General features: G+C 71.9%; 21 protein-coding genes and 1 pseudogene. 9 read left to right on the forward strand and 13 right to left on the reverse strand.

What is annotated here, in order from left to right:
• Positions 1 to 41: 41 nt before the first annotated feature.
• The 7 genes from OG259_RS05065 to OG259_RS05095 all read right to left on the reverse strand — a co-directional run bounded on the left by OG259_RS05065 (position 42) and on the right by OG259_RS05095 (position 8078).
• Positions 42 to 1139 (reverse strand): alpha/beta hydrolase, encoded by a 1098-nt coding sequence (locus OG259_RS05065; RefSeq protein WP_328941083.1) that lies wholly within the window; start codon positions 1137 to 1139, stop codon positions 42 to 44.
• Positions 1140 to 1168: 29 nt separating this feature from the next.
• Positions 1169 to 3217 carry a family 43 glycosylhydrolase gene (locus OG259_RS05070; protein WP_328941084.1) on the reverse strand — a complete coding sequence of 683 codons (2049 nt, stop codon included), beginning with the start codon at positions 3215 to 3217 and terminating at the stop codon, positions 1169 to 1171.
• A 91-nt stretch (positions 3218 to 3308) separates the two neighbouring features.
• On the reverse strand, positions 3309 to 4799 hold the full coding sequence (locus OG259_RS05075) for a peptidoglycan DD-metalloendopeptidase family protein (RefSeq protein WP_328941085.1): 1491 nt from the start codon (positions 4797 to 4799) through the stop codon (positions 3309 to 3311).
• 163 nt (positions 4800 to 4962) lie between these two features.
• Entirely contained in the window at positions 4963 to 5952 is a 990-nt protein-coding gene (locus OG259_RS05080) for an alpha/beta hydrolase (RefSeq protein WP_266899708.1), read from the reverse strand.
• Positions 5953 to 6284: 332 nt separating this feature from the next.
• Positions 6285 to 6902, reverse strand: a complete 618-nt coding sequence (locus OG259_RS05085) for a 4'-phosphopantetheinyl transferase family protein (protein ID WP_328941086.1) — start codon at positions 6900 to 6902, stop codon at positions 6285 to 6287.
• Positions 6903 to 6915: 13 nt separating this feature from the next.
• Positions 6916 to 7149 carry an acyl carrier protein gene (locus tag OG259_RS05090; protein ID WP_328941087.1) on the reverse strand — a complete coding sequence of 78 codons (234 nt, stop codon included), beginning with the start codon at positions 7147 to 7149 and terminating at the stop codon, positions 6916 to 6918.
• 71 nt (positions 7150 to 7220) lie between these two features.
• Positions 7221 to 8078 carry a hypothetical protein gene (locus OG259_RS05095; protein WP_328941088.1) on the reverse strand — a complete coding sequence of 286 codons (858 nt, stop codon included), beginning with the start codon at positions 8076 to 8078 and terminating at the stop codon, positions 7221 to 7223.
• A gap of 495 nt (positions 8079 to 8573) precedes the next feature.
• Between OG259_RS05095 and OG259_RS05100 the strand changes: the two genes are divergently transcribed.
• The 8 genes from OG259_RS05100 to OG259_RS05135 all read left to right on the forward strand — a co-directional run bounded on the left by OG259_RS05100 (position 8574) and on the right by OG259_RS05135 (position 16442).
• Positions 8574 to 9677: a phytanoyl-CoA dioxygenase family protein gene (locus OG259_RS05100; protein ID WP_328941089.1), complete on the forward strand. Its 1104-nt coding sequence runs from the start codon at positions 8574 to 8576 to the stop codon at positions 9675 to 9677.
• Positions 9659 to 10993, forward strand: coding sequence for a DUF6271 family protein (locus OG259_RS05105; protein WP_328941090.1), 1335 nt, complete (start codon positions 9659 to 9661; stop codon positions 10991 to 10993). Before OG259_RS05100 ends, OG259_RS05105 begins: the two co-directional genes overlap by 19 nt.
• Positions 10990 to 12804 (forward strand): condensation domain-containing protein, encoded by a 1815-nt coding sequence (locus OG259_RS05110; protein WP_328941091.1) that lies wholly within the window; start codon positions 10990 to 10992, stop codon positions 12802 to 12804. The genes OG259_RS05105 and OG259_RS05110 overlap by 4 nt, the downstream gene beginning before the upstream one ends.
• 1 nt (position 12805) lies before the next feature.
• Positions 12806 to 14116, forward strand: a complete 1311-nt coding sequence (locus OG259_RS05115) for an MFS transporter (protein ID WP_328941092.1) — start codon at positions 12806 to 12808, stop codon at positions 14114 to 14116.
• 144 nt (positions 14117 to 14260) lie between these two features.
• Entirely contained in the window at positions 14261 to 14620 is a 360-nt protein-coding gene (locus OG259_RS05120) for a hypothetical protein (RefSeq protein ID WP_328941093.1), read from the forward strand.
• Between the two features lie 172 nt (positions 14621 to 14792).
• Positions 14793 to 15341, forward strand: a complete 549-nt coding sequence (locus OG259_RS05125; protein ID WP_328946998.1) for a DJ-1/PfpI/YhbO family deglycase/protease — start codon at positions 14793 to 14795, stop codon at positions 15339 to 15341.
• Positions 15342 to 15365: 24 nt separating this feature from the next.
• Positions 15366 to 15554, forward strand: coding sequence for a CsbD family protein (locus OG259_RS05130; protein ID WP_328941094.1), 189 nt, complete (start codon positions 15366 to 15368; stop codon positions 15552 to 15554).
• Between the two features lie 432 nt (positions 15555 to 15986).
• Positions 15987 to 16442 (forward strand): DUF2690 domain-containing protein, encoded by a 456-nt coding sequence (locus tag OG259_RS05135; RefSeq protein ID WP_328941095.1) that lies wholly within the window; start codon positions 15987 to 15989, stop codon positions 16440 to 16442.
• A 469-nt stretch (positions 16443 to 16911) separates the two neighbouring features.
• Here OG259_RS05135 and OG259_RS05140 read toward each other — a convergent pair.
• From OG259_RS05140 to OG259_RS05155, 4 genes and pseudogenes are all read right to left on the reverse strand, one after another.
• A pseudogene (locus tag OG259_RS05140) lies at positions 16912 to 16999 on the reverse strand.
• 35 nt (positions 17000 to 17034) lie between these two features.
• Positions 17035 to 17769 (reverse strand): DUF7873 family protein, encoded by a 735-nt coding sequence (locus tag OG259_RS05145; RefSeq protein WP_328941096.1) that lies wholly within the window; start codon positions 17767 to 17769, stop codon positions 17035 to 17037.
• A gap of 88 nt (positions 17770 to 17857) precedes the next feature.
• Positions 17858 to 21367, reverse strand: a complete 3510-nt coding sequence (locus OG259_RS05150) for a hypothetical protein (RefSeq protein WP_328941097.1) — start codon at positions 21365 to 21367, stop codon at positions 17858 to 17860.
• Positions 21368 to 21470: 103 nt separating this feature from the next.
• On the reverse strand, positions 21471 to 22526 hold the full coding sequence (locus tag OG259_RS05155) for a magnesium and cobalt transport protein CorA (RefSeq protein ID WP_328941098.1): 1056 nt from the start codon (positions 22524 to 22526) through the stop codon (positions 21471 to 21473).
• Positions 22527 to 23018: 492 nt separating this feature from the next.
• Between OG259_RS05155 and OG259_RS05160 the strand changes: the two genes are divergently transcribed.
• Positions 23019 to 23855, forward strand: coding sequence for a DUF4436 family protein (locus OG259_RS05160; protein ID WP_328946999.1), 837 nt, complete (start codon positions 23019 to 23021; stop codon positions 23853 to 23855).
• 98 nt (positions 23856 to 23953) lie between these two features.
• Here the strand turns inward: OG259_RS05160 and OG259_RS05165 are convergent, their stop codons facing one another.
• Positions 23954 to 25549 (reverse strand): alpha/beta hydrolase, encoded by a 1596-nt coding sequence (locus tag OG259_RS05165; protein ID WP_328941099.1) that lies wholly within the window; start codon positions 25547 to 25549, stop codon positions 23954 to 23956.
• Positions 25546 to 26856 carry an alpha/beta fold hydrolase gene (locus tag OG259_RS05170; protein WP_328941100.1) on the reverse strand — a complete coding sequence of 437 codons (1311 nt, stop codon included), beginning with the start codon at positions 26854 to 26856 and terminating at the stop codon, positions 25546 to 25548. Before OG259_RS05170 ends, OG259_RS05165 begins: the two co-directional genes overlap by 4 nt.
• Positions 26857 to 26901: the final 45 nt, after the last annotated feature.

Consider the following 26901-nt stretch of genomic DNA (forward strand, 5'->3'; position numbering starts at 1 on the left):
GCCGAACCGTGCGCAAGCGGGAGAAGGGTGAGCGGCTCCGCTCAGTCCGCCTGGTCGAACTCGTCCGCCAGACGGGGGATGTAGTCGGCGAACACGGCGGACCAACAGCCGTAGTTGTGCTCGCCGTTGCACTGCGGCGAGAGGGAGCCGCCGTTGCCGTAGTTGACGAAGCGGCTCGGGATGCCCAGCTGGTCGAGGCGGTTCTTCACGTTGGTGGAGGCGACGGCCGTCCTGCTGTCGATCAGGCCACGGTCGCCCGTGTAGAGGGTGACGCCGGTGTCCGAGAGTGTGCGCAGATTGGCCGGGGAAGCGGGGTTGACCTCGTTCCAGATCCGGTCGTCGAAGAGGGCGTACGGGGAGCCGAAGATCGCGTCGCTGTCCACGACGGGCCCGTAGTCGGGGCAGCCTCCACCCGAACCCGAGGTGCTTGCGGTGCACATGGCGTGCGGCAGGTTGAGTTCCGTGGCGAGGACGACCCCGCGGACCTCCCACAGGCCGAGGTCGACGGCCCCGGAGAGGGCGGCGACGTGGCCGAACAGGTCGGGCCGGGCCTGGGCGTAGTGGAGGGCGCCGTAGCCGCCCATGGAGAGGCCGACGACCGCGCGGTGGTCCCGGTCGGCGAGGGTGCGCAGGTTGGCGTCGATGAAGGGGACGACCTGCCGGAGGTGGAAGTTCTCCCAGTTGGCCTTGCCCAGTGCGGTGTTCTGCATCTTCCAGTTGGCGTACCAGCCCTTGAGGCCGCCGTCCGGCACCACCGTGATCATCCGGTCGTCGCGCAGGGCGGGGGCGGCCGCGGCATCGTCCACCGTGCCGGCTCCGCCGTGCAGGAAGTACGTCACGGGCCAGCGCTTGTCCGGGGCCGTGTAGTAGTCGCCCGGCAGGAACACCCGGATCCTGTGCTGTCCCGAGAGCTCGGGGGTGGTGACGGTGAGGGTGAAGTCCGTGGCCGAGTGCACCTGGGTGGCGGCGGTGACCCGGGTCAGTCCCTGCCCGTCGGTGAACTCGGGGATCACGGGGGTGTCCGCGGCGGCCACGGGGCCGGTGACGGTGGTGACCGCGACCGCGACCGCCGCGGCGAAGGTCACCACGGCGGTACGGAGGGCGGTGCGGAGGGCTGCTGCGGGCCGAATGGGTCTCATGGTCTCTTCCTCTCTCTTCACATCGGTCGTCAGTAGGCGGGGACGCCCGGCCGGAGCGGGGCCACCGCCCGGTCGCCGAACGAAGTCCAGGGGCGCCAGCCGCCACTGGGCCGGTCCTGTACGCGGGTACGGATCCGGCCGTCCGCCGTGACGGCGAAGACGTGCAGCCGACCGGTGGCGTCGGCCGCGGCCGACGGCGTACCGGCGAGCAGGATGCCGGACTCGCCGAAGTCGTCGCCGGGATCCCAGGGGCCACCGGGCGCGCGGTGCCATCGGTGGCTGATTCGAGCGCCCCCTGGGGACAGCGCGAAGGCCTCCAGGCGCCCGTCGGCGCTGGGCGCGAGCAACGGGGCCGCCTCCGTCCAGCCGAACAGCGACTGCCAGCCGTCCCAGCCGCCGCTGGGCACGGACTGGCGGCGGTCGAAGGCCCCCATGCCCGACGGGCCGATCGCTACGACGGCGAGCCTGCCGCTGCCGTCACGGGCCACCCGGGGCGCGGCGCCGGCCGCGGTCCCGAAAGCGTTCCACTCGGCCCAGGGGCCGTTGGCCGACGTCTGCCACCGGTGGTGGAGCGCCGCCCCGCCCGGCGCCAGGACGAACACCTCCAGGCGGCCGTCGTCGTTGGCCGCGACGACGGGGGGTGCGCCGGCCGGACCACCGAATCCGGCGGCCCAGGGCTCCCAGACCGGCGACCCCGGGGACGACTGCCTCCGTCGCGCGACGGAGGCGCCCCCCGGGCCGAGGGCGAAGACCTCAAGGCGGCCGTCGGCGTTGCGGGCGACGGCGGGGGCCGCACCCGCCGGACCGCCGAACTCCTCCCAGTCCCGCCAGCCGCCGTCCGGGCGCTGCGCCCGGTGGTGCAGGTGGACGCCACCCGGGGCGAGCGAGAAGACCTCCAGACGGCCGTCGGCGTCACGGCCCAGCGTGGGCACGGCCCCGGCCGGCCCGCCGAAGGCCTCCCACTCCGCCCAGGTGTCGGTGGACGGGTCGACCTGGACGCGCCGCAGCATCGAGCGGTCACCGGCGTCGAGCGCGAAGACGGTCAGGCGGCCGTCAACGTCGAGCCCGGCGACGGGGTTGTCCGGGCTCTGCCACGACGGTGGTGTGTCCCGCCAGGCCAGCGGAGCCACGTACAGCCCTCGCCGGAACCATCCGGCGGCACTCGCGTACCAGGCTTCCCCGTCGGCGAAGACCTCGACGGCATGACCGGCGACGTGACCCGCGTACCCGGTCAGGTCGAAGTGGAAGGGGTCGCGCGAGGCCAGCACGTCGGTGCCCTCGTAGCCGTTGCGCGGACCGATGAACAGGTAGTACCAGCCGTCCCGTTCGACGACGAACGGCGACTCGGTCACCGAGACGGTCGCGTCCGTGCTCGCGTCGGTGAACGCGACGCCCGGCGCGCTCCAGTGCACCAGGTCGGCGGACCGCCGGTGGGACACGACGTGGTGGCCGCCCGGGCCGGACAGTTCGGTGTAGTACATGACCCACTCGCCGCCGATCCGGACGACCATCGGGTCGCGGGCCGCGAGCCCCCGGAAGAGGGGGCCGGACGGTTCACGGGTCCAGGTGACCAGGTCGGTCGAGGTCGCGAGGTTGATCGCGGCACCGCTGGCGCCACCGGCGGCGTAGAACATCCAGAACGTGCCGCCCGCCTCGACGACGTGCGGCGCCCACAGGTGCTCCTCCCCGAAATAGGAGGGGTCGACGGTGAGCGCGTCGGCGTGGCTGGTCCACGGCCCGTGCGGAGTCGCCGCGGAGGCATGGGCGAAGGAGACCTCCCCCGAGCTGTCGGGGGACTCGCCGGGCGGTGCGCTGTCCCCGACGATGCTGAACAGGTGCCAGCGGCCTTGAGCCCTGATCACCGTGTGGTCGTTGAGATAGCGCGGACGGGCAGGGGTGGACGGGTCGTAGACGTGGGTGAAGGGTGCGGCCGCGCCGACCCATGAAGCGGGCGGAACGGCGGGGGTGCGGGCTGCGGTGCCGGCCGTGGTCGCTGCGGCTCCGCCGGGGAGCAGGAGCGGAAGCGCGCCCGCCCCCGCGGCGCCGCGCAACAGGTTCCGTCGGCTGATCGGAAACATGCTCGTCTCTCCAGAGGGCCCTCGTGGCCGGCCGCGCCACAGGGGCGCGGCCGAGCACGGGTCGGGCTTTCGGCGGCGGTCGGACGACGGGTCAGTTCATGGGAGGACCAGCGGTGTTGTTCACCCAGCCCCACTCGGACCAGGACGAGAATCCGGTCTGCCATCGGTGGTACGTGCCGGTCGGGTTGGTGCCGAAGACCTCGATGCGGCCGTCCGCGTTGGTGGTGGCGGTGACCTCCGTGCCGCCGGTGCCGAACGTGGCCCACTCGCTGTACGGCGCGTTGACCCCGGTCTGCCAGGCATGCACCGCCGTCTCCCCGTTCATCGCGAACACCTCGACACGACCGTCCGGCGTACGCTCACTACTGAGCTGCGCGTTCGCAGGACCACCGGTCGGCTCCCACTCCGACCAACTCGCCGGACCCGTCTGATACTTGTGGAACACACCCACCGGCCCCGAGGCGAACACCTCCAGGCGACCATCGGCATTGTGATCGACAGTCACGTCATGCCCACCGCCCCCGAACGTGTCCCACTGCGACCAGCCACCATTCGGAGCCGTCTGGTACCGATGCTGGAACGTGCTCCCGTTCATGGCGAACACCTCAAGACGACCGTCCGGAGACTTCTCCATCTCCACACGACTGTCGGCAGGACCACCACCAGCGGACTCCCACTCCGACCAACCACCGTTCGGAGCCCCCTGATACCGATGGAACAACCCCACCGGACCAGACGCATAAACCTCGATCCGGCCGTCCGCATTCACACCCGCCGCCACATCACGACCACCCCCACCGAAGGCCTCCCAACTCGACCAACCACCCGACGGAGACAGCTGATAACGGTGCTGGAACGTACTCCCGTTCAGCGCGAACACCTCCAGACGACCGTCCGCGTTCGGAGCGATGGCGAGTTCCGCGTTGCCCGGACCGCCGAGCGACTCCCACGCGGACCAGTTGCCGTTGGACTGCAGCTGCCAGGCGTGGTGCACACCGTCGGCAGCCGCGGCGAACACCTCGAGGCGCCCGTCCGCGGACCTCGCGGACACCACCCGGCCCGACTCCGCCGGGTACACCAGCGGCGGCCTGGGCGGCGGACCGCCGGTGCCCGGGACGCAGGGCAGTGTGATGCCGCCCTCGGCGAGGTAGAGCTCGGGGTCGATGCCGTACGAGGCGGACGGGTCTCCCCAGATCCGCAGGTGCAGATGGGAGCCGGACGAGTTGCCCTCGGAGCCCATCAGGGCGATCCGCTGGCCGGCCACGACGTGGTCGCCGACGGAGACGTCCCGCTGGTACATGTGCCCGTACTCGGAGATCCTCCCGTCGGCGTGCTGGATGCGGATCCACTGGCCGTAGTCGCCGACGTAGCCGGAGATGGTCACTTCGCCGTCGCCGACGGCGTAGATCGGCGTGCCGAGGTCGTCGCCGATGTCCACGCCGTTGTGACCGCTGTGATAGGGCTGGGTGACCACTCCGGTGGTCGGGCACGCGGCTGCGGAGGTGGCGGTCCGGGCGGCGGCGGGAGTCGTGGCCACCAGGCCCGGCAGAAGCGCGGCGACGACAGCGAGAACGTAGATCACGGCACGTCGCGACAGCGGTGACAGGCGGGGCAGTAGTGACGAGCGGGGCGGTGGGGACAGGCGGGTCAGTGGGGACAGTCCCAGAAGCACGGGACGCTCCTCCCCTTGGTCGGCTCGGGGTGGGTGGGATGGTCGCGGTGACGGCGCGGGGAGCGCGCGCGGGTCACGCCTTGCGGAGTCGGCCGATGATGCCGTCGATGTCGCGCTGCATCATGTCGTGGCGGATGAAGTGACCGCCGGGCAGCTCGTACCACTCGTGGGGAATCCCCGCGTTGCCGAGCAGGGAGCGGAACTCGCGCTGCCCCGCGAGCACTTGGGTCTCGTTCGCGGTGTCGAACCAGTTGATCGGGTCCGGGCTGGTGCCGGCCACGAGGAAGACACGCTTGTGGCGGTAGCTCTCGATCCGCTGCACCGGGTTGTCGGCGCTGACCCGGGCCTCGTCCCAGAACGGGGCCCCGTAGATCGTGCCGCCGTTCAGGTCGAGGGCGGCGGCCGAGGCGTTGGCCCAGTGGCCCACGAGACCGTTGTCCCTGCGCAGGCTGGCGGGGCCGGAGTGGGCGCTGACCGAGGCGAAGTGGCCGTAGTACTTGGCCGCGTACTTCAGGGCGCCGAAGCCGCCCATCGAGAACCCCGACACCGCGCGGCCGTCGTACTCCGCGAAGGTACGGAAGTTCGCCTCCACCCAGGGAAGCAGCTGGGCGATGTGGAAGTGCTCCCAGTTCCGGGGGCCGACGTTGGAGCTGACGGGGTTGGAGTACCAGCCCGCGTGGCCGCCGTCCGGCATGACCACGATGATCGGCTTGCCGGCCGTCCAGGCGCGGATGCCCTCGCGGTCGAAGGTGATGAAGTCCTGGTCCGTGCCGCCGCCGTGGAAGAGGTAGAGGACGGGGTACGTGCGGCCGCTCCAGTGGTAGTCGTCGGGGAGCAGTACGTTCACGGCGGGGTTCCAGCCGATCGCGTCGGTCGCGAAGCGGTAGTACCACATCCGGTGGTCGCTCTCGTTGCGGTCCACGATGCGCAGACCGAAGCCGTCGCCGGCCGCCGAGGCCGCCGAAGCCCCCGCGAGGACGCCTCCGGCGCCCAGGGCCATCGCGGCCGTGAGTCCTCCGGCGGACTTGAGGATGCTTCTGCGGGTGGGGCGCTGCGCGGTCAACGTGACCTCCGGGTGGGGAGCGTGACGAACGTGGTTTCCGGCCGCTTGGAAGTTAGCGACCGGGCCACGGGCCGGAGCACCCGGAACCTTCCGGAGGGACAGGGAGGGACCCCTTGGGGTAGAGGCTGAGGCGGAGGCGCCCGGGCCGAGGGGGCCGGGAGGCGGGGAGGCCTGCGTAGGCCGGGGAAGCCGAGCCGGGAGGCCGGGAGGCGGGAAAGCCGAGTGCAGGCCGGGAGCCTGCGAAGGCCGGGGAAGCCGGGAGGGCCAGGGAAGCCGGAAACGCCGGGGAAGCCTGGGAAGGCCGGGGCAGCCGAGCACGCCGCCGCATCGCGTCAGACCGAGAAGATCGTGGTCCCCGTCGTGGCGGCCACCGCCGCGACGGCCCCGCGGTCCCCGTCGGTCCACTCCAGCAGCCTGAGGTCGTCGTCCCGGCCGGCCTTCAGCCGGGCTTCCCCGCGGACCCAGAGGCGGAGCAGCGCCGGGTCGGGGTCAGGGTGGGCGACGGCCTCGGCGAGTTCCGCCTCGGGCAGCAGACGCCGGAGGACGCGCAGGGGGCCCGGCCGGCGTGTCGAGGGCTCGACGTCGATGCCGATCGCGTCGGGGCCGACGGCCGCCGCGACCAGGCCGTCGGCGTGGCTGAGGCTGACGCCCACCCCGGGGCGGTCGCGCAGATACGGGCGTCCGTGGCCGTGCCGACCGCACTCGGGGCACAGTTGGGCGAGGTCCGCCGCGGCCGGCGGCAGGCCGGTGTAGCGGGCCACGCACAGGCGGACGAGGAGTCGCGCCGCCATCACGTCGTCGCGGCGGCCCGGGACTCGTATCCCCGCGAGGCGGCGCAGTTCCCAGGACGTCAGCAGGCCCTCGTCCAGGTCCGGATGGGCCAGTACCTCCCGGGTGGTCGCCACGACCGCGAGGGCCGTGTCCCGGGCCGGCCCCGGACCGTCCGTCACCGTCGGCGGGCGGTCAGCCGGCGGCGGCGCTCAGGAAGCGTTCCTGGACGCGGCCGAGGGTGCGGAAGTCGTCGATGGTGACTTCCTGGAGGTCGATGGTGTTCCCGGAGAGTTCCTCCAGGAGGTCGATGAACTCCAGGAAGTCCATCGAGTCGATGAGACGCGCCTCGATGAGGTCCTCGTCGTCGGCGATCGGGCCGTCGAGGCCTGGGTTCTTCTCGTGAAGCCACTCGGCGATGCGTTCCATGGGGAGGGGTCGCTCCTTACTGGTGGTGCGGGGTCACGTGAGGGTGTGGGTGGGTGCGCCGGGCAGCCGGGTCACCGGCGGGCGTCGTGGAGCCGGTCCAGGGCCCGCTCGGGGCTGCCATGGGTGAGGATCATGGCGTGGACCCAGCGTTCGATGCCGAAGGCGACGCACGCGCTGTACGCCGGGCCCTGCTCGCCCGCGCGGATGTCCAGCCGTTCGCCGAAGAAGTTGCGGTGCCGGTTCACCGAGGCGATGGCCGTGCCGTCGGGGGCGCAGAACTCGTGCTTGACCGGGTCGAGTGCCATCAGCCGGGCCCGGGAGCCGCCCTTGTCGTAGAACGGGTCGTCGGCCACGGCCCTGTTCAGTTCCAGACCGAGGAGGGCCGCCGCCTCAAGGATGAACTCGGCGCCCGTCTCCAGGTGCTCGAGCGAGCCCTGCTTGGTGCCGAGGTACAGGACCTCGCGCATGTGGAAGCCCCACAGGCGGCGCAGCCCGTCGTAGTGGGTCTCGTTGCGGAAGCAGCGTCCGGCGGCGGAGAGGCGGAGGCCGGCCTCGCCGACGTCACGGCCTTCGAGGGAGAGGAGCAGTCCGTAGCAGGTGGCGGACGGCAGCAGGTAGCCGGTCGGCTGCAGCGGCAGCTCCCCCGGTGTCCCTCCGGCCGCGAGCCCGTCGAGCGCGTCGGGGGCGAACCGCCCCGCGGAGACGCCGAGATGGGGGAAGTTGCGGAAGAAGTCGAGCCGGGACAGTCCGTCCACGGACAGCAGCGGTGGGCCGACGACCTCGGGCGCGGAGAGCCGTGCGGCGAGTCCGGTGAGCAGGTCGTCCAGTCCGCGCAGGAGCGCGGTGCGGACCGGGTCCAGCGTGATCAGGCCCGGGCCGGGGCTCTTCAGGCCACCGTCCGGCAGGGCCGTGGTGCTGGGTGTGCTCATGGAAACCGCTCCCTCTGGGCGTGGGCGAACATTCAAGGGTGTCGGCCGGACGGTCGGAACGAATTCGCTGCGGCGTCGTCGCAGTGCCGCGTACACGTTTCTTCGTGTACGCGGGTACGTACGAACGTCCCTGGATGTGGTCGCCGTTGACCGCAGCGCGCAGCAGCGAACAACCGGCTGATGTCCCGTCAGGGACCGGACTGCGCAGGGGGACACTAAGCCAGCCGCGCAGCTGTTGTCTAGACCAAAGCCGCCGGGGCGTGGAGTATGTCCGAGTCACATCCGGATCGCGAAGACGTCACAACTCCGCATATTGAGATGACACTTGACAGCGGCTATGGTCTAAACCAATTCTTCTGAACGACGTGGCCACCGACGACGCCCGGCCCCTCGCCCCGCGGGTGCTCCACGAGGGGTTCCTCGCGCTCCGGGCCCGGCCCGCGCTGCCGCCGAGCCGAGCCGAACCGCCTCCCCGACTCCCGCTGGAGGGACCGCATGACGACACCCGCACCCCATCGCCCCCGCCGCCGCCCCCATCTCCACCGGGCGGCCTCGGACCTGCCGTACTTCAGCGCGGACGGCGAGTCCTATCTCGCCCAGACCACTCTGCGGGAGCTGAAGAAGTCCCAGCCGCTGAGGGTGCTGTCCGAGGAGGACTTCGCCCACTGGCAGACGTACGGCTACGTGATCGTCCGGGAGGCGATCCCCGCGGAGGCGGCGAAGCGCCTCCTCGACTTCACCTGGGACTTCCAGGGCCTCGATCCGGACAGGCCGGAGAGCTGGTACGAGGACCGGCCGTTCCGCTCCGAACTGGACCAGCAGCTGCACGTCTACGGCTTCGTCGAGGCGTACCACCACCAGCTCCTCTGGGACAACCGGCAGGCCCAGCGCGTGTACGACGCCTTCGTGGACGTGTGGGACTGCGAGGAGCTGTGGGTCACCCAGGACCGGCTCAACCTCAACCCGCCCAACGTCGGGAACCGTGACCGCGCCCTGATCGAACCCACCGACCGCGGCTTCGACATCGAGCTCCACTGGGACATCGACACCACGCTCGGGGTCCCGCCGCAGCGGGTGCAGGGGATCATCGCGCTCAACGACACCCGGCCGGAATCGGGCGGATTCCAGTGCAATCCGGAGCTGTTCCGCAGGTTCGAGGAGTGGAAGTTCGGGCAGCCGGCCGACCGTGACCCCCTCCGCCCCGCCGTGGACCGCACCGAGTACCCCGTCGTACGCCCCGACCTGCACCCCGGTGACCTGCTGATCTGGAACGGCCTCCTCGCCCACGGCGTCGCGCGCAACGTCTCCCGGGACCAGGTGCGGGCGGTCCAGTACCTGTCGATGATGCCGGCCCTCGAGGAGCACGAGCGCCTGAAGCGCTCCCGCGTCGACTCCTGGCGCCACCTGCGGACCCCTCGCTGGAACCGCACGCTGGTCGGGGACCCCGTACTCCACGAGTCCGAGCGGTACCCCACGGCCACCCTGAACGAACTCGGCAGCCGACTGCTCGGACTCACCTCGTGGAAGGACCGGGGCGAGGCCGAGAGGTCGGGCGTCTCCGGCCAGGGCGGGGAGCCGGCGTGCGCCGTGTCTGCCTGACCCTCCCCACCAACCGGTCCTGCGCCGACACCCTCCGGGCGGTGGCCGAGGAGGCCGCGTACGGTGCCCGCCGCTTCGGCGTCGAGGTACGTCTCCTCGTCCTGGACTCCTCCGACGCGACGGTGCTCGCCGAACACCGGAAGGCAGTGGCCTCGCTGCCCGCGGTCCCCGGCGTGACCGTGCACCACTTCGACGAGGACGAGCAGCGGGCCTTCCTTCGGGACGTGATCGCCCGGTCCGGCGTCACCGCGCCCGACCGTGTGCTCGGTCTGATGCTGCCGGACCGGGTCTCCTACGGAGCGTGCACCAACCGGGCCTTCCTCATCGCGGAGGCCCTCGGTTGTACGTCGGTCCACCGCCGGGACTCGGACAGCCGCTACCAGTGCCTGGACGGCGAGCCGGTCTTTCCGCTCCACCACGAGCTGTCGACGCTGGGGCTGCGGGCCGCCGACGTGGCCGGCCTGGTGTCCCGCAGCAGGCTCGACCCCGCGTACGCGGACCGGCCGGTGGCCCTGGTCGGCGGCTCCTTCGTCGGCGAGATGTCCGTGGACGTCGAGGAGATCCGCCGCCTCGACCCCGTCGTCTACGAGGACGTCGTCGGCCTGTCGATCCCGGACGGCTACCCGGAGATCTGGCGCAGGAACCTGATCGCGGAGTCCTTCCGGGGCGCCGGGACCGCCGCGTACACCGGGGACCGGACCACGCTCATGAGCGTCAGCCCGATGCGCGTGGACATGTGCAACATCGCCTTCGACCGCGAGGTGTACGGCCGGGTTCCCCTGCCGCCCGCCACCGACACCATCGGCAGTGACTACTTCCTCATCCACCTGGTCCAGCACGCCGGGCTCCCAGGGGTCCTCCACAACCGACACATCGTCAATTTCCATACGCGCGAACGCCGTTCCGAGAGCGGCTTCCTCACCTACCAGCTGCGCTTCGCCAAGTTCCTCCTCTCCGCGCCCCACTTCAACGCCGTGTACGCCGCGATGAAGGAGGCCGGTGACGCACTGCTGGACACCGAGGGCCACGTCCGGGCGTCCGCCGTCGCCGGATTCGTCAGGGACGGCACCGGCGTGGACCGGTCGGAGAACGCCGAACGGCTCGCCGTCCTCGACCGCTCGTACCGCGCCCTCGGCAGCCGCTACACCACGGCCGCCGATGTCCTGGCCTCCCTCCGTGAACAGCTCCTCGACGAGGCCCGGCAGGACATGGAGGAGTTCGCCCTCCTGACCGAGGCCTGGGAGGCCCTGACCCGCGCGAGCCGGGCGCGCTCCCGCCCCGAGCCGCTTCACGAGTCCGCGAGAGGCACCGCATGAGCCCGCACCGTCACCGCCCCCCGGACAGCCAGCACACCCTGACGGTCGCCTACGCGGGCGGCGAGGAGCGCCGGGGCCCCGTCACCATGGGGCAGGCCAACATGATCCGCTGCATGCTGCGGGACGAGCCCGAGCACATCAACATCCACGACGTGTGGCCGGTGCCCCAAGGGACCCGGACGGAGGCGGCGCTCGACGCCCTGCGCGCGCTCGCGGTACGGCACGAAGCACTGCGCACGACCTTCCCGCAGGCCCCCGCAAGCGCGCCCGGAAGCCCTCCCCGAGAGCAAGTGGTCGCGGCGGAGGGAGTGTTCACGGTCACGGTCCTCGACCACGAGGAGCTGCCCGGAGACGCCGCCGGGTACGCCGAGTCGCTGGCCCGCCGGGCCCGCGCCGAACGCTTCCACCTGGACCGGGACTTCCCCCTCCGCATCTCCCTCGTCGCCGTGTCCGGGGAACCCGTCTTCGTGGCCATGGCGGCGAGCCACGCCGTGGCCGACGTCAGCGCCCTCGCGGTCCTCAAGGAGGAGTGGCTGATCCTGCTCGCCGGTGGCACGCTCCCCCCGCCGACGTTCCTCACCCCGCTCGACCTCGCCACCGAGGAGACGACCCCGGCCGGGCTCCGCAAGTCCGAGGCCTCACTGCGGTACTGGGAGCGGATCATCCGCACCGGGCCCCAGGCCATGTTCGCGGAACCGGGCGCCGAGGGTACCGAGGTGCGGGCCCCGCAGCTCACCCTCCGGTCCCGGCGGGCGGCACGTGCCCTCGCGCTCGTGGCCGAACGCACCGGCGCCATGCCGTCCACCGTGCTCCTGACCGCGTGGTGCGTACTCGTCGCCCACCGTACGGAGCAGACGACGTGCGTGGCAGCCGCCCCCACCGCCAACCGCCACCACTCCCGGCTCGCCCGCTCGGTGAACACCCTGTCCCAGGACGCGCTGCTCTCCCTCGACGTCCGGGTGCCGACCTTCGACGCCCTGCTCAAGAAGGCCTGGGGAGCCGCGCTCAACGCGTACCGGCACAGCCGGTTCGACGCGGTCCGCCTCTGGGACACGATCGGAGAGACCACCTTCGAGCGCGGCAGCCGGTTCGCGCGCGATGTCGTCTTCAACGACGTCAGCACCCTGCCCTCGACCGTCGCCTCGATCGCGGGCCCGAGCGATGAGAAGTCGTCGGACGCGGAGCCGAAGAGGGGCACGGGCGCGGAGCCGGAGGGGGCCGACAGCCCGGAACCGGAACTGGCTTGGGGACCGGAGCAAGTGCTGCCGACCCGCATCCTGACCTTCGTCTACGCGACGGAGCCGCTGATCCATCTGAGCACGTGGGTGGATCCCGCGCTGTTCAAGCGGGACGAGGCGGAGGGCTTCCTCACCGGTCTGGTACGGCTCCTGGAGACGGCCGCCACGGACGACGTACCCCTCGCTTCGCTCACCGAGGTGACGGGCGTCCGTCCGGTCGAGCGCGGGCCGCGATGGTGCCGGGTGGACGGCTGCTGGACCTCGCCGCCGCTCGTGGCGGAGACGCTGAGCGAGGCCCTTGGGGGCCTGCCCGTCCACGTCACCGTGGACGGGCCGAACGAGAGCGTGCCGCAGGAGTGGGCCCTGACGGCGTACATCGCCGCCGGTGACACCCCGCTGACACCGGCAGAGGCCCACACCGCACTCATGGACGCGCTCCCCGGCCGCCCCGGAGTACTGGCACCGCGCCGGTACGTGATCGTCCAGGACCCGCCGGCGGAGGCGGACCGGAGCAGCGCCTGGCTCCGGCAGCAGATTCTCAGGGAAGGGACCGGCCGGGACCGGCGGATGTGACATGACGATGGATGAGGTAACCGCGCAGCAGGAGCAGGGCTCTCCCCCCAGCCCGTGGCGGTCGAGTCGCTTCCGGCTGTTCTTCACGGCCCGCAGCACCTCGCTGCTGGCCGACGGCATGCTGATGGTGTCGCTCACGACCGCCGTCCTCGGCGCGGGCTACGGGGCTGCCGGGGTGGGATACGCGCTGGCCGCGTGGATGGCGCCGATCGTGCTGCTCGTACTGTTCGGCGGCGTGCTCGCCGACCGGTTCACCCCGCAGGTGATGATGGTCGGCGCCGATGTGGTGCGCATGGTGGCCATGCTCGCGCTCGCCGTACTGCTGATCGCCACGGACATACGACTCTGGCAGATCATGGCGCTGTTGGCGCTCAGCGGCGCCGCGACCGCGATGTTCCAGCCGGGTCTGGCGAGCCTGGTCCCCCAGGTCGCCGAGGACATCCAGCGGGCCAACGCGCTGCTGCGGATCTCCGAGGCGATCTGCACCCTGCTGGGTCCGGGCGTCGCCGGTCTCCTCGTGGCCTACTGGGACGTGGCGGGCTCCTTCGTGGTCATCGCGGCGGCGTACGCGCTGAGCGCGCTCGGCCTCGCGCCGCTGCGCAGGCTGAGCACCGCCAAGGACGAGAGCGACGACCCGATGTGGCAGCGGCTGGCCACGGGATGGCACGAGTTCCGGTCGCGTTCCTGGCTCTGGGGGGTCATCGCCGTATGGGCGGTGTACGGCCTCTTCGTCTTCGGCCCGGCCCTGCCGCTGGGCGCGGCGCTGCTCACCGAACAGCACGGGGCCGGCGGCTACGGCTGGATCGCCTCGGCCGACGGCGCCGGAACCATCATCGGCGGCCTGCTCGGCATGCGGGTCCGCCCGCGCCGCCCGCTCGTCGCGGGGGCCTGCGCGATGTTCTTCTTCGCCCTCAACCCCCTGGCACCGGCCCTCGGTTGGTCGTTCACGGTGACGGCTCTGACCGGGGTCGTGGCGGGCTGCGGCTTCGCCTTCTGGGGCGTGATGTGGGCGACGAGCGTGCAGTCCCACATTCCCCTCGCGGTCCTGAGCCGTGTCTCGGCCTACGACGTGGCCGGTTCCATCATGGTCATCCCCCTGGGCCGAGCCCTGGCCGGCCCGGCGGCGGACGCCTTCGGCGCGGATCGGGTGCTGCTGTTCTCCTCGGTCATGGGCATCGCCCTCATCGGCGTCATGCTCGCCGTACCCGCGATCCGCGCGCTGGGACGCTCACCGAAGGAGGCGTCGGAGCAGTCGGAGGCGTCGCCGAAGGATTCGTCGAAGGAGACACCCGTGGCGGTCGCGGACGCGTAGTCGGTGTCCCGTGGGTCACGCATGAACGCGAACAATCGTGCGCGGGGATTCCCGGGCGCGGGCGAGTCGGGGAACATGGTCCGGTACTCAGTCCGCGTGCCACCTGGACGTGACCGTGACCGGACCGCTCGACGGGAGTTCGTCATGCACGATCCCAAGCTCACCCACCAGGAACGGATGATCCTCGAAGGCATCGAAGAGGGCCTTCGGGGCGATGAATCCCTCAACCGCCGGCTGCGTACGCTCGGTCTCGCGCACGCACGGCGGCACGAGGGTGCGGGAGGCGCCTGGGGCGCGGCCCTGCGGAATCGGCTCGGCTGGTGCACCACCGTCCTCGGCATCGCCTGCGTGGCCCTGTTCGGCCTCGCCGCCGCGTCCTCTTCGCCCGCACCGATCTGGTTCTTCGCCGCTGTGTGGGTGGTCACCGCGGTATGCCTGATACGGCTCCTGCAGCGCGCGGTCGAACGCCGCAGGAACGTATCGGCACGACGGGGAACGGACTGACTCGCTCACTCCGCGACATCTTCTCGGCTACCCGGCACCGCGTGTCCCAGGCGTGGCACAGCCGGGTGGGACCTGGCCCCGTCGCATGAACCGCGGCGACGGGGGCAGCAGCCCGGGAGAAGGCCCGGCACGGTGCCGGGCGCCGAGGAGCGACGACGTGACACTCGACGGAATGAGCGTTCTCGTCCTCACCACGAACTACGGGACCGAGCAGGACGAGCTGAACAGGCCGGTCGCTGTGCTGCGCGGGGCGGGCGCCCGCGTGACGGTCGCCGCCCAGCGGCACGAACCCGTCCACACCCTGGTGTCGGACCGGCGGCCGGGCGCCGACGTCATGCCGGACACGACCCTCGCCGATGTCGGCGACGCGGAGGAGTACGACGCCGTCGTCGTGCCGGGCGGCACGGTGAACGCCGACCGGCTGCGCACCGACGACCGGGCGCGGCGTCTGCTGGCGGCGTTCGCCGCCGCCGGCAAGCCCGTCGCGGCGATCTGTCACGGCCCCTGGCTCCTGGTGGACAGCGGTCTGGCCCGGGGCCGTGAGCTCACCTCCTACCCGTCGCTCCGCCCGGACCTCGAGAACGCGGGCGCCGGTTGGGTGGACCGGGAGGTCGTCGTCGACACCTCCGGTGGCCATCCGCTGATCACCTCCCGCAGACCTCGCGACCTCGACGCCTTCTCGGCGGCGATCGTCCGCACCCTGGAGGGCCGGGCCGGCTGAGCACCACGAGAGAGGAACCCGATCATGCGCAAGAGCACCGTGGGGAAGGTCAAGGGCGAGATCAAGGAGACCACGGGCGAGGCGACCGGCGACTCACGCCTGGAGTGGGAGGGAAAGGCCGACCGGATGGCGGCCGCGGCCCGCGAGGGGATCGAGAAGGTGCACCGGAGCGCGCAGAGGGCACAGGACGAGATGAGGCGACGCACTTCGTGAGCGACCGGAAGGTGGTCGGTGCCGTCGCCGCAGGGCTCCGCGGCACGGGCCGACTCCTTCCGTCCCCTGGTGCTCGCCGAGTGAGGTGACCACCAGCCTTCGGGGGACGGGCCCGTTCGGGCCGGGCGCTCCTTCACTCGTCCTGCGCGACGGCACCGAGGTACCGCTCCAGTCATCTCCTCCTGCTCCTCGCCCCTACCTCATAAAGGCGAGCGGCATCATGAGGGGCCATACCGGAGCAAGGGCAGTAAACGGGGAAACAGCGCAAAGGGTGATTAAATTTGCCATTCACTCGCGTGCCCTTCACTCGAACTTCGACCGAAAATCTCGCTTTCGCCATCGGTGATGATTGCCAGCCCGACGCTCGGCTCCTATGATCATCCGGCGCCGCACATAAGTGCCCGCATGGCTTGATTTCAAATCGGAGTCCACGTGAACAAGATATTGACCCGTGCCGCGACCGTCTCTTCGGCCGTCATCGCGATGAGCATGGTTCCCCTGGCCGGCACTTCCTTCGCCGCGAGCTGTAGCGGGGCGGGCTGCGACAACCAGGGCCCGAAGGCCACGGCCTGCGAGACGGCGAACGTCTCCACGGAACGGACCATCGACAACAACGGCCGCAAGGCCGAACTGCGCTGGTCGATGGGGTGCACCGCGGCCTGGGTCCGCGTGACGAACAACTCCTCGAACTCGGTCTACAACTCCTTCGGCTACATCGAGAAGTACGACGTGTCCGGCAAGCTGATCCGTTCGCTCAGCATCCGGGTCCCGTCCACCACGGGCGGTGTCGACTGGTCGAACATGCTGGGCGGGGGCGGCTACTACTACCGCGTCTGCGTCTCCTTCGTCGGCAACGAGTACCCGATGAAGTGCAGCACGAAGTTCTGACACATGAGAACCGGGGGACGATGATTCGGGCGCGTTTCACTGTCCGACGATCGGCCCCCAGTCAATTCTCCAGTCTTTTCTGCGCCAGAATTCGTTCCCCGTCACCCCTCGCAGGGCTGCACGCACCACAGGGGTCCGGAGCACGTGCCCGCGCAACGGCGCTGACCACGAGAGCCGCAGGTCTGGAAAAGGAGCGGGTCCGAGGGCGTAGCCTGCCCCCGGACCCTGTCGATGCCGCTCACATCACACGCCGGCACACTTGAGAACCCGGGTCATTCGTCATTGCGTCGCGTCCTGCCTTTGGACCACCGCCGATCGAGCTCGGCGGACCAGATTCGAACTGGCATTTCGACGCACCAGGGCCCGGGCCCGGTCGATCCGGCGATGAGCGGCGAATGCTGAGTCTGGAGCAATAGTCTGAGATTGACCGCGGTCTGCCTCTGCCTGGTTGGGCCATCCCGGCGGGAAGTGCCGGGAGGAGGACTCGAACCTCCACTGGAACCGCGGATGTCACGACAAGGCTCAGCTTCAGCTTTGCGCTCCTCGCGCACCCCGGCCGTGTTCTGTGGCCGGGGAGTCTGTGGTGTCCCGGCTACCCGAAGAGGTAGCCGAAGACGGCGTCGCCGACCCGCTGGTCGGTGACCTCGGCGCTGTTCGCCTCCTCGCGGGCGAACTTCACCGCCTGCTGCAGCTTCTCCACCCGCTCCAGCAGCTCGTTGACCCGCCGGGCCGGCAGCGCACCGGAGAACTTCACGGTGGTCCAGTAACCGACCGGCACGTCCTCGTAGTACACCTCGACCTGCGCCGGGTGCTTGTCCGTCGCCTCCGCCTTCACGTGGTTGCGCGGCACCTTCTTCGTCCGGACCGTGCGCACGACCTCGGTCTTCCACGCATCGGTCGACGGGTCCTGCGTCCACGACTCCGCCGCGTCCAGCACCGGAAGCTTGCGCACGAAGGTGTTGATGTCCGTGAGCTGCTTCTCCAGGAACAGGAGGTACCCCACGGGCACCCGCTCCACGAGCACGCGCCCGTCGACCGTGATGTCGGCGCGTGCCTCGCAGTTCGCCCAGTCCTTGGTGGCCGTCACATCGAACAGGCGGGTCAGCGCCCGCGCGGTGTCGCGCAGGACGTCCTCGGCCTTCACCTGCACCAGCGTGGACTCGGGCGGCAGCTGCTCGCCCTCCTCGTCCTTCGGCTGGTAGGTGCGGGAGATGCCGGCGAGCAACGCGGGCTTCTGCAGCCCGTGATGGGCTGCCGTCAGGTCCTGGTGCGCCCGGGACTTGACGCCCTTTTCCACTGCGATGATCTGATTGAGTTTCGTTGCCACGTCGCTGACCCTAGACCGCGCGGCCATGGCTGATCGAACCATTTTCCCGCCGGCGCCCGCGGCGGGTTCAGCCGGCGCCCGCGGCGCGTCAGCCGCCGCCCAGGACCGTGGCGTACGCGGCCTCCCGGACCTCCAACTCCGGGTGGCGGCGCAGTTCCACGACGGCCGTTCGGCAACGCTCCGGCCAGTCCAGGCGGGCGCCGAGGGCCGAGGCGAGGCCGACGGCGAGCAGTCCCTCCACCAGGCCGCCGTCGCCGCTCAGAACGCGGACCGCGGTCAGCGCGGCGGCGGGGTCGGCGAGCGGCCTGCCGTACCGGTGCGCCTCCTCCACATCCTCGGCCACCCGAGCCGCGAGGACGGGCCGGCCCTCGATCGCGGCGGTCAACTCACGCAGTGAGAGCAGTAGTTCGGGCTCCGCCGCCTCCAGATCGACCGCCCGTACGAGGAGGGCGGTGCGGGTGGCGGTGGCCGCCGGTTCGGCGGCCAGCTGCCGGGCCAGGACCGCGCACATCCGAGGGTCCCGGATCGTCGAGCCGAAGAGGGAGTCGAGGCGACGCCGCGCCGGAAGATCACCGCCGCGCCCGCCGCCCTCCGGTTCGCCGGCCGCGATGAGCACCAGCAGACGGTCCACGACGTCGTGCAGAAGGCTGCCGGGCGCCACGCCACCGATCGGATGGGGCAGTCCGGACTGGGCGAGCTCCGTCAGTCCGTACCCCGCCCGATAGACGCTGAGGGGCGAGTCGAGGTCGCTGTAGACGTCCGTCAGGGCGTGGCCGGCGGCGGGCGCGTACAGCGCCCAGTCGCGGAGGCCGTACAGGGCTTGGTTCGCCGCCTGTTCCTCGGGGGCGAGGGCCAGCCGGGCGACGAGCTCTCCGTACCGCGACCGGTGGGCGGGGGCCAGTTCCGCCGGGCTCAGGTCCAGGACCGCGTTCCGGGCGGCCTCGGGGCCGTCGGCCACTGCCGACTCCAGCAGGGCCCACATCCGCTCGTCCGGCAGCAGCGTCGCGGCCAGGCCGACGACGGTGGCGTGCACGTCCCGGTGGATGCCCGGGGCGCGGCCGACGGTGGACAGGAGCGCGGTGGCGGCCCCCGGGGGCAGATGGCGGGCGGCGAGCCTGGCGGCCGCCTTCCGGACGGTGACCTTCACCCCGGTCTCGCGGGTCAGGGCGTCATGGAGCAGGGCGGCCACCCGGGTGGGACGGGCGTGGGCCGCGGCGCGGGCGGCCGCGGACCAGGCGGCCGCCGCCCGGTCGTCGCCCGCGTGGTCGAGAAGGGCGCCGAGGGCCGAGGCCGGGTCGTCGGTGTGGGCGGCCGCGTCCAGAGCCGCCGCCGTCAAGGGCGACCCGACATCGTCGGTCGCAGGATCCGCCGTGCATTCGCGCCCGGGCATGCTCGGCACCGGGGCGGTGTACCGCCGGAGGAGGGCCCTGCCGTGCTCCGGCACCGGGGCCACCGCACGGAGCAGCGCCGCGCGTTCGTCGAGACCCCGGCCGGGATCGGCGATGACGGTCGCGGCCAGCCGGACCGCGGCCTCCTGCTGCCGGGGCAGCCACCGGTCGGCGTACCGGAACGGGGGCAGCGGCCGGGGAGCGCCGGCCGCCGGGAACCGGCCGCCCGGAGGAGGTGTCCCGAGCAGGGCGCGGTCCAGCAGGTCGGTGCGTTCGGCGGCGAGGACGGCCAGCACCTGGGGCACGAAGGCCGCGGACGGCTCCCGCGCCAGCAACCGGGCCACGCGGTCGCCCCGCGACGCCGGATCGGCCAGCCAGGCCGCGGCGACCTCGCCGAAGACCCCGTCGGGGCAGGCGCTCAGGGCTCGTTCAAGACGCTCCTGGAGGTCCGGGACACGGTACGCGTGGCGTCCGGCCGACCTGACCAGCGAGAGCAGCGGCGCGACGTCGCCGGAGGCGGCGGCCCGGTCCAGCCACGGTCCGATCGCGCCGAGCACGGCACCCGCACCGCCGCCGCGCAACAGGCTGCCCAGACCTCCGAGCCGTACCGCTCCGGTGTGCGCGGTCAGGGCTTCGACGAGGTGGACGGCGGTCAGCAGGGCGGTGGCGCCGACAGCGTCGGCGGGCGCTTCCGTGGTGGCCGCGCCGTCGGCGGCGCGCCCTTCCGTGGCACGGGAGAGGAGCGTCACGGCCAGCGTCCTGACCGTGTCCCGGGTCGCGTGCGAGCAGTCCCTGGCCCTCAGGCCGTCGAGGCACAGCCGTTCCAGGGACGCGGATCCGGTGCGACCCCCGGCGGACGCGCGGATCGTGAGGGCTGCCAGGAGCGCGGGAGCCGGGAGGCCGGCGACCGCGGACAGCGCTTCCTCGCGTACGGGGTCGCGCTCGTTCGCGAGTCGGCCGGAGGCCAGCGCGAGGACCTCCGCGATCTGTCCCGAATCACGGCTGTGGCCGGCGTTGGCGATCAACTGGCACCAGATCGTCCCGCGCTCGTCGGCGTCATCGGTACCGAGGCCGGCCAGCAGCTCGGGGCGGGCCTCGGCGGGCGGCAGCAGGGCGAGGAGGCCCCAGAGGTCCCAGCCCTCATGGGGTTCGGCGCGGATCGCATCGATCGCGGTACGGGCCCGGGCGTGCCGCTCCGAGGGCGGCAGCTGGGCGATCACCCCCGCGTGCGCGCGGACGTTCCCGCGCGGATCTCCCGCGGTGACGACCGCGTCCACGAAGCGGGCCCGGCGGCCCGGTGGCATCGCCCGCAGCAGCACGCCGAAGGCCTCCCGGTGGAACCACCGGGCCCCCAGCCCGGGCAGGGAGGGCGGGTCCGCCGCCACCAGTTGCCGCATGACGGCTCGGCCGGGGGTCCGCTCCCACCGTGCGGCCGTCCGGTCGGGGGCGGCGAACCAGCGCACGACGCGCTCGGCGTCGACGGCGACGAGGTCGCCCAGCCGGTCGTGCAGCGGACCGGGCAGGTTGTCGGGGCCGTACCGCTCCAGCAGGCCCAGGGCGCGACCCGGTGCGGCGGGCAGCGCTGCGGCGATTCCGGCGGCGTGCCGCCTCCACCAGAGGTCGCGCAACCGCCGGGGTATGCCCCCGAGTTCCCGCTCCGCGTGGTCGAGGACGGCGGCGGGGTGGCGTACGGCGAGTGCGCTCCAGTCCTCGAAGGCGAGCGCCCCGGCGAGTTCGGGCAGCAGCCGTGCCGTGAACTCCGTCGAGCAACCCGGCAGCAGGCGCGCCGCGTCCCGGTCGCCGTACTCGCCGCGCACCCGGAGCACGAGCCGCTCGGCGAGTTCGGGCCTTCGCCCGTCACGCAGCAGCCGCGCGAGGTCGGCGCGGACCACGGCGGGCGAGTCGTCGTAGGCGGCCTCGACGGCGGCGTCCGGGACGGGCAGCCGCCGGGCGCCGCGCAGCGCGTACCGACGGACCACGGGGTCCGGGTCGCCGAGCCTTGCCACCAGGTGATCCAGCTCTCCGCCGGTCAGGGCCGCCAGCGCGGCGAAGCGGCGTTCGTACGGGCCGCACGCGGCCAGAGCGGTGAGCAGGGGCCGCAGTCCGCCTCGGGCGGCGAGCCGGTGAGCGGTGACGGCGGTGAACCGGAGCCGGGCGGCGTGCGGCAGGGGTTCGAGGGCGGCGAGCAGCTGGTCGGCAGTGGAGATCATCGCGGGCATTGTGCCTGACGGGCGCTCCCTGACCCCACTGAATATCCCTGCACGGGAACGGCGACGTCCGGCCGGTGGGCAGGCGGGTTCGCCCGCGGGGTCCTCACTCGGTGGAGGCCGGCGCATCCCGCTGGACCGGGTTGGTCACTTCCGGCGTCGGCTGTGGCAGAGGGTCGCGGCGGCGGCGCAGCCAGATGTAGAGCATCAGGCAGGGCAGCAGCACTCCGCCGACGGTGAGGGCGAGGAAGGCCGGGAAGCCGCTGATGTGGCTGACCAGCCAGTCGAAGTTCTGCCCGAAGTAGCCGACGACGAAGGACAGCGGGAGAAACACACTGGCGAGGATGGTGAGCCGTTCCATCGTGGCGCTCTGCCGGAGGTTGATCTTGTTCTGCTCGACGGAGATCACCGCGATGTTCGCCTCCAGGACGGTGGTCAGAAGGTCGCGCTGGGCCGCGACCTCCTCGTTGACCAGCAGCAGGTGGTCGTGGACGTCGCGGATGTACGGCAGGAGCGCGGGGGGCGACTTGCCGGACTGCAGACGCCGCCCGAGCACTGCGAGCAGCGGGTGTACGGCGCGGTAGAAGTCGGTCGCCTCACGGCGCAGGAAGTAGATCCGTTGGGTCGGGGCGACCGCCCCGGAGAACACGGTGGCCTCGATCTGCTCGATGTCGCGTTCGAGCTCCTCGACGACCGGCGCGTAACTGTCGACCACCTGGTCGAAGATGGCCCACAGCGTGGAGGCGCTGCCGGACTTCAGCAGCTCGGGGCGGCTCTCCAGCCGGCTGCGGGCTTCGTGCAGCTCGCTCGCGATGCCCTGGCGAACCGTGATCACGAAGTGTTCGGCGAGGAAGATGCTGATCTCGCCGGTGTCGACCTCCTCCCGCTCGTCGTCGTAGCGTGCCGTGCGCAGGATGATCAGTTCGGTGCCGTCCTCGTACTGCTCCGCCTTCGGCCGCAGGTGGAACGTCCGGGCGTCCTCGACGGCCAGCTCATGCAGTCCGAAGACCTCACGGACCCGGCTCAGCTCCTCGGGGCTCGGTTCGAACATGCCCAGCCAGACGAATCCGCCCAGCCTGCAGCGCGCGGCCGCCTGCTCCAGTGGCATCGCACCCTCGTGCTGCCGACGCCCGTCCCGGTAATGAGCGCAGTCGACGATCATGGCCGCCTCCTCCCGGCCGGCCGACGTGCGCCGCCTCCTGCCATCGGCGGCGCGGCGCGCCGTACCGACCTCACACCCATAGATGCTCCTCCGACTCACCGGGAATGTCCCGCCCGACCCGGCTCGGGCTCCGACCGTCGGGGTGACGCGCGCGCTCGCGACCTGCCCGCCGCGTCGGCCCGGACATCACGGGTGCGAGCCCCTGCGGAGACACGGCGCTCACCGCCGTACGGACGCACCGGACCGGGGTTCGGCCAGGACACCGCCCTCGGCACGGTCGGGGACCCGGCCCGGACGGCCGCGCAGCGCCGCCGCCTCCGCGGCGACAAGCCGCCGAACACCTAAAGTGGCCACCCGGACCCGGAGGGTGACCCGACCCCTTCCCTCCGCCGGGCGGGACGAGCCCGTTGCCCTCCTCACCTCGTCGGAGTCACCATGGCCCCACCCTCGCCATCCCCCCGCCCACGCCCACGACGCTTCGGGACGTCGATCCTGCCGGTCGTGCTTCCGCTCGCGGTCCTGATCCTGGTGGCCGTGTCCGTGGGGTCGTGGCTGCAGGTCAGCGAGCGGGAGACGAACGACACGGTCCACGCGGTGGGTTCCCGGGCCCCCGACCGGGTGGATGTGGAGGCCACCGTCCAGAGCGTCGACGCCGCGGCCAGAGAGCTCGTCCTGCGGGTCCGGGTCATCCCGCGCGGGGCTCTCGGTGAGGAGGACGGGACCGCCCCGGTGGCCGATCTCAGCCTCCAGACCTCCGTGGCGACCCTCAGCGACCTGGCGTTCACGGCGCACGAGCGGCTCGCGCCCAAGGACGTGCAGGTCGCGACGACGGGTGGTTCGGTCGGCGACTACCCGTTCGACACGTACGAGACCGACATCGAGTTCTGGGCGCTGCTGGGTGGCAAGCCGGTGCCGGTGCGGATGCTCCTCACCAACAACAGCACGCTCTTCTCCGTCTCGGCGACACCCCCGCCCTCCGGGCAGGAGGCCGTCGTGGCGCTGAGGCTGTCCCGATCGCCCAGCCTGCTCGTCTTCGCGGTCTTCATGATGGTCGTGATGTGGGCGCTGGCGGCGTCCGTGCTCCTCGGGGCCTGGTACCTGACGACCCGCAGCAAGGGCCTGGTGTGGCCTGCCATGGCCTGGATGGCCGCCACGTTGTTCGCCCTCGCGGCGTTCCGCAACACCGCTCCCGGCACACCCCCGATCGGTTGCGTGATCGATTGGTTCGCCTTCCTGTGGGCCGAGACCGTCATCGCACTGTGCCTGATCGCCGTGGTCGTTCACGGCGTCCGCACCGCCCTCCGCTCGGACGACACCCACCCCACCTGAGTCACCGATCACCGTCCACCGCGGCACGGAGCCCGGCCCGCGCCTCCGGGTGGAGGGAGCGGACCGGGCGGGGGAAGGGTGCCGGAAGTGGTCGGCTTCTACGGTGTGATCTCGAACTGAGGCGGCTGGAGGCCTGCGAGGCATCCGGTGTCCGGCGCGTTCGGGGTGTCGAAGAAGGAGGTGGTGATCTCCTGCGCGCACGGGGAGTCCGCGAAGACCACGTGGGCGACGTAGGGGACCGTGACGGCCGTGGAGCGGCTCAGCGTACGGGCGGCGTACGCCCCGCTGCTCGGCGCGGTCTGGGAGTCGAACCCGCCGGACAGGACGAGCGTCGGGATGTCGCTGCGCGTCACCTTCCGGATCGAGCGCGGTGCCGCGGGGACGTCCCAGGCGCGGCAGTCCGCGTGGAGCCAGGTGAGCAGCGGAGCGTTGGCCAGCACCGAGCGGGGGAACGACGGGAACAGGCGCCGCCCGGCCCTGACCACGTCCTCCTCGCTCTCGTACGGTGTCCACTCGCTGCAGAAGACGCCGAAGGCGAGGCCGTGGGAGACCCTCCCGTTGGCCTGCGGGCTGAGCCTCCCGCCCGCCAACTGCTCGGCGATCCGCTGCGGGTTGCCGTGCGCCAACTCGTCGAGGGAGCGGGGCACTCCGGCCGCGAGATGACTGGCGAAGGTCAGCCAGTTCACCAGCAGTCCGCCGTCCAGCACGACCTTCACCGGCTCCGGGTGGCCCGGGACCGTCACGGTGGTGGTGACCGGTCGGGCCTCGAGCTCGCGGACGAGGCGCTCGAAGGTGGCCTTGAGGTTCGGATAGCGGGCGTTGCATGCGGCCTGCTCCGCGCAGGCCTTGAAAATGCCGTCGAAGCCTTCTCGTGCGGCCTTCCAGGTCACGGCCCCTCCGGCGAGGGACGGCGGCAGGACGCCGTCGATGCCGACCGACCGGATGCCCTTCGGGTGCAGGCGCATGTACTGGAGCGCCAGGTCGGTGCCGTAGGAGATGCCGAAGACGTTCCACTGCTTGATGCCCAGCGCCTTGCGCAGGCCGTCGTAGTCGGCGGCGCTCTCGGTGCCGTTGTAGGCGCTGAGGTCGGCTCCGCGGCTCACCAGCCGGTCGCGGCATTCCCGCGTCTCCTGGACGTGCAGGCGTCCGGTGGACGGCGCGCCGAAGACGAGACCGAGGGCACGCGCGGCGAACGCGTCCACGTTCGGGCAGGTGAGCTCCGGGTCGGCGGAGTACGTCCCCCGCTGGGACATGAAGATCACGTCACGGTCGCGGTTGAGCCCACCGGCGACGGCCATCGGGATCTCGGACACCGCGTCGTCGCCGGGTCCGCCGGCGAGCCACACGATCGGGTCGGACGCCCGTCTGCTGGTGGCCGCGGGGATGATCGCGACGCCGAGGGTGATCTTCTTGCGCGCCTTGTGGCGGTTCCGCTTCTCGGGCACGGTGAGCGTTCCGCAGCGGGCGCGCTCCAGGTCGGGGATGGGGTCCGCCGTCCTCGGGCAGGGGCCGGGCTCGAATCGGGCGTCGCCCGCCGTCCGGGCGACCGTGCCCAGCGGTTCCGCGACGCCGGACTCGGCTTGTGCGGGCATCGCGGCGAGTCCGGTGACCAGGACACCCGCGGTGGCCCCGGCGAGCAGGGCCGTGAGGCGGCGCGGCGCGCGCCGGTGAGGGGGTGGGCAGAGGGACGTCATGTTCTCTCCGGGAGGGGGGTGATGGTGAACGGTGCGGGTGTGAGTCCTGCGACGCAACCGGTTTCGGGCGCGGTCGGACGCGCGAGGAAGGACGCCAGGACGCTCTGTGCGCAGGGCGACTGGGGAACCACGAAGTGGCCGATCCCGGGAATCCGTACGGCGGTCGAGCGGGGCAGCGTGCGGCCCGTGTACGGCCCCCACTTCGCTCCGGTCTTGGCGTCGAAGGTTCCGGAGACGATGAGCGTCGGCACCTTGCTGAAGGTGGCCACCCGCTGGATCGCGGTGCGGTCCGGGACGTTCCAGACGCGGCACAGGTCGTGCTCGAAGGGCAGCTGCGGTGCTTGGGCGAGGACCGTGTCCGGCCACCCGGGGAAGGCCCGGCGCCCCGCCGCCAGGAGGTCGGACTTCGAATGGCCCGGCACCCATTCGCTGCACGCCACCGAATGCGTCAGACCGTGGGCCATCTCACCGATGACGGGCGTCGCGCCGGCGGCTTGTACCTTCGCGAGGCGCTCGGGATTGCCGCGGGCGAGTTCGTCGAGCGCCGCGGGGACGTCCGCGGCCGGCATGGCGCGGCCGTTGGTGACCAGGATGTTCACCAGGGTGCCCCCGTCGAGGACGACCTTCACCGGGTTCCCTCCCCCGGGCGGCTCCACCGTCAGCGTCAGGGGGCTCGCCTCCAGGCGCCGGACCTGTTCGGTCAGTGTCCGCGGGAGGTCCGGGTAGCGGTTCTTGCAGCTCGGCTGGGCCGCGCACGCGTCGAAGATCGCGCCGATTCCCTCGCGGGCACTGTCCCAGGTCCACGGCAGGCTGACGATCTGCGGGGGTACGACCGAGTCGATCGCCACCGAGCGGATCCCCTGGGGGTGCCGGCGCAGGTAGGTGAGGGCCAGGTCGGTGCCGTAGGAGTAGCCGTAGACGTTCCACTTCTCGATGCCCAGCGCCTTGCGCAGGGCGGCGAAGTCGGCGGCGTTCTCGGTGGTGTTGTAGGCGCGCAGATCGACGCCTTCGGCCGTCAGACGGTCCCGGCACTCCTTCGCCGCCCGTACGAGCCGCCGTCCGGTCGAGGGCGCGTCGTAGCGCAGCCCGACGGCCTCCCCGTAGAACCGGTCGATCTCCGGGCAGGCGAGGTTCGGACGCGAGTGGAGCCCTCCGCGCTGCGTCATGACGATCAGGTCGCGGTCGCGGTTGACCTTGGAGTCGATCAGGAAGGGGATGGCCCCGATCGCGTCGCCGCCGGGCCCCCCTTCCATGAACACCACCGGGTCCCGGGCCGGCTTCGTCGACGTGGCCGGAATGATGGCCACGGTCAACTCGATGGTCCGTCCGCCACGATGGGCCCGGCTCTCGGG

The organism is Streptomyces sp. NBC_00250 (genome assembly GCF_036192275.1).
GTDB lineage: Bacteria > Actinomycetota > Actinomycetes > Streptomycetales > Streptomycetaceae > Streptomyces.